The organism is Yoonia sp. (assembly GCF_036007805.1).
Classification (GTDB): Bacteria; Pseudomonadota; Alphaproteobacteria; order Rhodobacterales; family Rhodobacteraceae; genus Yoonia.
The window spans coordinates 1-4,375 of sequence record NZ_DASYOK010000281.1 but is presented as its reverse complement, the minus strand read 5'-3'; the positions used below and the strand labels follow the sequence as shown (position 1 = coordinate 4,375).

Genomic DNA, 4,375 nt, shown 5'->3' with positions numbered 1-4,375 from the left:
AAAGATATTGTTCGCCGATGAATGATTTGCTTACTGAGAATTTTTCGCACCTCCGGCAGCTGTCGAGAAATATTGATGCACGCCTGCACTCTGACACGGCTACGGACAGGGTAATCCGTAATGAGCTTGCTTGTATGTTTGCCGTAACAATCGTTGCGACTGATGAGGGGATAGTAAAGACCACTTTGATGGATTACGCATCTAGGGTGCACCCGAAATACTTTAAATACGTTGAAAAGGATTTTCAGAAGTCCAATGCAAGAATATCGGGTAATGACCTCAAGGAGCATTCGATCCGATTTGGTCTGTCTTCTTGGGAGCATCCCAACGCACCGAAGAATGCGACAACATATCACAGAATTATCGCGGAACGACGTCCAGTCGTTGAGCGTCGCTTCCGGAAAGATATGATGGGGAGCTACACTAGTCTATTTCAGTGGCGGAATGCATATGCACACGAGCGTTCTACAACCGCGACACTGCTGGATGTATACGAAGCGCACCGAGTTGCGCAGTATGTAGTAGCTTCTTTCGTTAGAGCCTTTGAAGAAGGCTAGACACCCTCACCCCTCCCCGCTATACGCCCTCAATCACCTGACCTCGGGATTCGTTCCGGGGTCTTTGTGATGTTGCGGAACGCCGGGGAGAACCCCGGCCTACGTAGGTCGGGGTTCTCCCCGACATCTCTAAATCGGGCACCTACGGGGGCCTCTCACATCAGGGTTCCGTAAGGGGCCCGCCAAGCAAACGGAAGAAGCTAACATGGCACTCAAGTCGTACAAACCGACGACGCCGGGCCAGCGTGGGCTGGTGCTGATCGACCGTTCGGAGCTTTGGAAAGGACGTCCTGTCAAGTCTCTCACTGAGGGTCTGACGAAATCGGGCGGCCGGAACAACACCGGACGGATCACTATGCGTCGTATTGGTGGGGGCGCAAAGCGTCTTTACCGCATCGTCGATTTCAAGCGCAACAAGCTGGATATGCCTGCTGTTGTCGCACGGATCGAATATGACCCGAACCGCACCGCATTTATCGCGCTGATCCAGTACGAAGACGGTACACAGAATTACATCCTTGCCCCCCAGCGCCTCGCGATTGGTGACAAGGTGATCGCATCCGCCAAGGCTGACATCAAGCCAGGCAACGCAATGCCCTTCAGCGGCATGCCTATCGGTACGATCGTTCACAACATCGAAATGAAAGCAGGCAAAGGCGGCCAGATCGCCCGTGCAGCCGGTACCTACGCCCAGTTCGTTGGTCGTGACGGTGGCTACGCGCAGGTCCGTTTGTCATCCGGTGAATTGCGCCTGGTACGTCAGGAATGCATGGCCACTGTCGGTGCTGTGTCCAACGCGGACCACTCGAACCAGAACTTCGGTAAAGCAGGCCGTATGCGTCACAAGGGCATCCGCCCGTCTGTGCGTGGTGTTGCGATGAACCCGATCGACCACCCGCACGGTGGTGGTGAAGGCCGGACATCTGGTGGTCGGACACCGGTTACGCCTTGGGGTAAAGACACCAAGGGCAAGCGTACCCGTAACAAGAACAAAGCGTCGCAGAGCCTGATCATCCGCTCGCGTCACGCCAAGAAGAAGGGTCGTTAATTATGGCTCGTTCCGTATGGAAAGGCCCCTTTGTGGATGCCTACGTCTTGAAAAAGGCGGAAAGCACACGCGAAAGCGGCCGCAACGAAGTGATCAAGATCTGGTCGCGTCGTTCGACAATCCTGCCTCAGTTCGTCGGTCTCACCTTTGGTGTGTACAACGGCAAGAAGCACATCCCTGTTAACGTCACAGAAGACATGATCGGTCAGAAGTTCGGTGAATATTCACCAACCCGCACCTATTACGGTCACGCTGCTGACAAAAAAGCGAAGCGGAAATAAGCCATGAGCAAGGATAAGAATCCCCGCCGCGTGGCCGATAACGAAGCAATGGCAAAACTGCGCATGCTCCGGACGTCCCCGCAAAAGCTGAACCTCGTTGCTGGCCTGATCCGCGGCAAGAAAGTCGAGCAGGCGCTGACCGACCTGACTTTCTCGAAAAAGCGGATTTCGGACGACGTGAAGAAGTGCCTTCAGTCGGCGATCGCCAACGCCGAGAACAACCACAACCTTGACGTCGATGAACTGGTCGTCGCAGAGGCCTATGTCGGTAAGAACCTCACCATGAAGCGCGGTCGCCCTCGGGCCCGTGGTCGCTTTGGTAAGATCATCAAGCCGTTTGCAGAGATCACCATCAAGGTGCGTCAAGTTGAGGAGCAATCATAATGGGTAACAAAGTAAACCCGATCGGTATGCGTCTTCAGGTCAACCGCACCTGGGATAGCCGCTGGTACGCTGATACCAAAGACTATGGCGACCTGTTGCTGGAAGACCTCAAGATCAAGGCTTTCATCAAGAAAGAATGCGCACAGTCCGGCGTCAGCCGCGTGATCATCGAGCGTCCGCACAAAAAGTGCCGCGTCACGATCCATGCAGCACGTCCCGGTGTGATCATCGGCAAGAAAGGTGCAGACATCGAAGGTCTGCGCAAGAAACTTGCCGCGCTGACAGCCTCCGAGCTGCACCTGAACATCGTTGAAGTCCGCAAGCCCGAGCTTGACGCAGCACTGGTTGCCGAAAGCATTGGCCAGCAGCTTGAGCGTCGTGTGTCTTTCCGTCGCGCAATGAAGCGTGCGGTTCAGAACGCCATGCGCATGGGCGCCCTGGGTATCCGGGTCAACCTTGCCGGTCGTCTGGGCGGTGCTGAAATTGCACGGACGGAATGGTACCGCGAAGGTCGTGTGCCGCTGCACACGCTGCGCGCCGACATCGACTATGCACTGTATGAGGCAATGACGCCTTATGGGATCATCGGCATCAAGGTCTTCATCTACAAAGGTGAGATCATGGAGCACGATCCGTCAGCGCACGACCGTAAACATGCTGAGCTGCAAGAGGGCGCTGTCCCTCGCGGCCCACGTCGCTAAGGAGCTGATGATATGCTGCAACCAAAGCGTACAAAACACCGCAAGCTGCACAAAGGCCGCATCCGTGGTGAAGCAAAGGGCGGGTCTGACCTGAACTTTGGCACCTACGGCCTGAAGGCGATCGAGCCTGAGCGTATCACTGCGCGCCAGATCGAAGCTGCACGTCGCGCCATGACGCGTCACATGAAGCGTCAGGGCCGTGTCTGGATCCGTATTTTCCCGGATCTGCCAGTTACCTCGAAGCCTATCGAAGTGCGTATGGGTAAAGGTAAAGGTTCCATCGATTTTTGGGCATGTAAGGTCAAGCCAGGCCGCGTTATGTTCGAAATCGACGGCGTGACTGAAGTGGTCGCCCGTGAGGCCCTGCGCCTTGCCGCGATGAAGCTGCCGATCAAGACACGGACCGTGGTTCGCGAAGATTGGTAAACCGTTAAATCCGCAGGATTTAACGGTGTGCGGTGGAGCGAATTTGCGAAGCAAACTCGCGGGCCGCACAGGATGCTGATGAAATGCGTATGTCGGGGCGGGCCCCGACCTACGGTGAGAATAAAGAAGCCCCTGCCGAGAGATCGGCGGGGGCTTTTTGTTTCAGCCTGTCGCAGCAAGCTCCCGCCCGGCATCGCCTGGCAGCGACCGGACCTCCCCCATGGGGAGGGCGCTCTTGCGACGTTGCAAAGATCGGGACGGTCGTGCGTGGTTGCGGCGCTCCGCCAATCAGCCCTGTTGGCGCGCCCGCCCCGAGGTCCGGGCGCTGCCCTTCGTTAGGCCATTCACCCCCACCCGTAATTAAAACTCACCGATATCCGTTCTTCTTCCGCCATATTCATCGGCACCTCGTGGCGCAGCCAGCTTTCCCAGAGCAGAACATCACCCACTGCGGGCTTCGCATAAAAGAAAGTCCGCAGCTCGTCGCGCGCGTCTTTCATCCGTGTGGGTGCCGCCATCATCATGGCAAGGCGGGGGTCTTCGAATTTGATCGCACTCGCCCCGTCGGGCATGGCGACGTAGGTCGTGCCGCTGATCACCGAATGGGGGTGGATATGGCCGGTGTGGATACCGCCTTCGGGCAGGATGTTGATCCAGATGTCTTCGAGTTGCAGTTTCTTGTCGCCAAGATCGAAGGCGAGGTCTTTGGCAAAGGCCGCGACATGGGCATCGAGAACGGCGACGAGATCTTTGAAGATCGGGAACCGCCACGGCAGGTCGCTGAGTGAGGCATAAGAGGTATAGCCTGGATACCCGTGCTCTTCGCCCCCGTCCTGGCCGGCTTCGTCATCATCCGCGATAACAAGGCAGGAGTTTTCAAGCTCGGCAGGGTCAACGGGCGCGCCATGCTCGGAGAGTTTGGCGTGATAGAGGCGGGTCGCGAAGAGTGATTTGATTTCAGTCATACAGGTGTCTTAG

The 4,375-nt window shown here is 56.6% G+C and carries 7 protein-coding genes; 6 read left to right on the top strand and 1 reads right to left on the bottom strand.

Annotated features, from left to right (window positions below):
• The 6 genes from VGP75_RS14995 to rplP all read left to right on the top strand — a co-directional run.
• On the top strand, positions 1–557 hold a 557-nt coding region (locus VGP75_RS14995), incomplete at its 5' end, for a HEPN domain-containing protein (RefSeq protein WP_327544430.1).
• A 205-nt stretch (positions 558–762) separates the two neighbouring features.
• Positions 763–1,605 (top strand): 50S ribosomal protein L2, encoded by an 843-nt coding sequence (gene rplB, locus VGP75_RS14990; protein ID WP_327544429.1) that lies wholly within the window; start codon positions 763–765, stop codon positions 1,603–1,605.
• 2 nt (positions 1,606–1,607) lie between these two features.
• Positions 1,608–1,886, top strand: coding sequence for a 30S ribosomal protein S19 (gene rpsS / locus VGP75_RS14985; RefSeq protein WP_055686592.1), 279 nt, complete (start codon positions 1,608–1,610; stop codon positions 1,884–1,886).
• Positions 1,887–1,889: 3 nt separating this feature from the next.
• Positions 1,890–2,270, top strand: coding sequence for a 50S ribosomal protein L22 (gene rplV, locus VGP75_RS14980; protein ID WP_008236481.1), 381 nt, complete (start codon positions 1,890–1,892; stop codon positions 2,268–2,270).
• Complete coding sequence (rpsC, locus tag VGP75_RS14975; RefSeq protein WP_055295570.1) at positions 2,270–2,971, top strand: 30S ribosomal protein S3; 702 nt, start codon at positions 2,270–2,272, stop codon at positions 2,969–2,971. Before rplV ends, rpsC begins: the two co-directional genes overlap by 1 nt.
• Before the next feature lie 12 nt (positions 2,972–2,983).
• Entirely contained in the window at positions 2,984–3,397 is a 414-nt protein-coding gene (rplP, locus tag VGP75_RS14970) for a 50S ribosomal protein L16 (RefSeq protein WP_055295572.1), read from the top strand.
• Positions 3,398–3,741: 344 nt separating this feature from the next.
• Here rplP and VGP75_RS14965 read toward each other — a convergent pair whose 3' ends face one another.
• The gene (locus tag VGP75_RS14965) at positions 3,742–4,362 is read right to left on the bottom strand and encodes a TIGR02466 family protein (RefSeq protein WP_327544428.1); all 621 of its coding nucleotides are present in this window, start codon (positions 4,360–4,362) and stop codon (positions 3,742–3,744) included.
• Positions 4,363–4,375 lie beyond the last annotated feature (13 nt).

Bases quoted from the DNA above. Each gene is read 5' to 3' on its own strand.
- rplP (WP_055295572.1), top strand. From the start codon at position 2,984: ATGCTGCAACCAAAGCGTACAAAACACCGCAAGCTGCACAAAGGCCGC.
- rpsS (WP_055686592.1), top strand. From the start codon at position 1,608: ATGGCTCGTTCCGTATGGAAAGGCCCCTTTGTGGATGCCTACGTCTTG.
- VGP75_RS14965 (WP_327544428.1), bottom strand. From the start codon at position 4,362: ATGACTGAAATCAAATCACTCTTCGCGACCCGCCTCTATCACGCCAAA.
- rpsC (WP_055295570.1), top strand. From the start codon at position 2,270: ATGGGTAACAAAGTAAACCCGATCGGTATGCGTCTTCAGGTCAACCGC.
- rplB (WP_327544429.1), top strand. From the start codon at position 763: ATGGCACTCAAGTCGTACAAACCGACGACGCCGGGCCAGCGTGGGCTG.
- rplV (WP_008236481.1), top strand. From the start codon at position 1,890: ATGAGCAAGGATAAGAATCCCCGCCGCGTGGCCGATAACGAAGCAATG.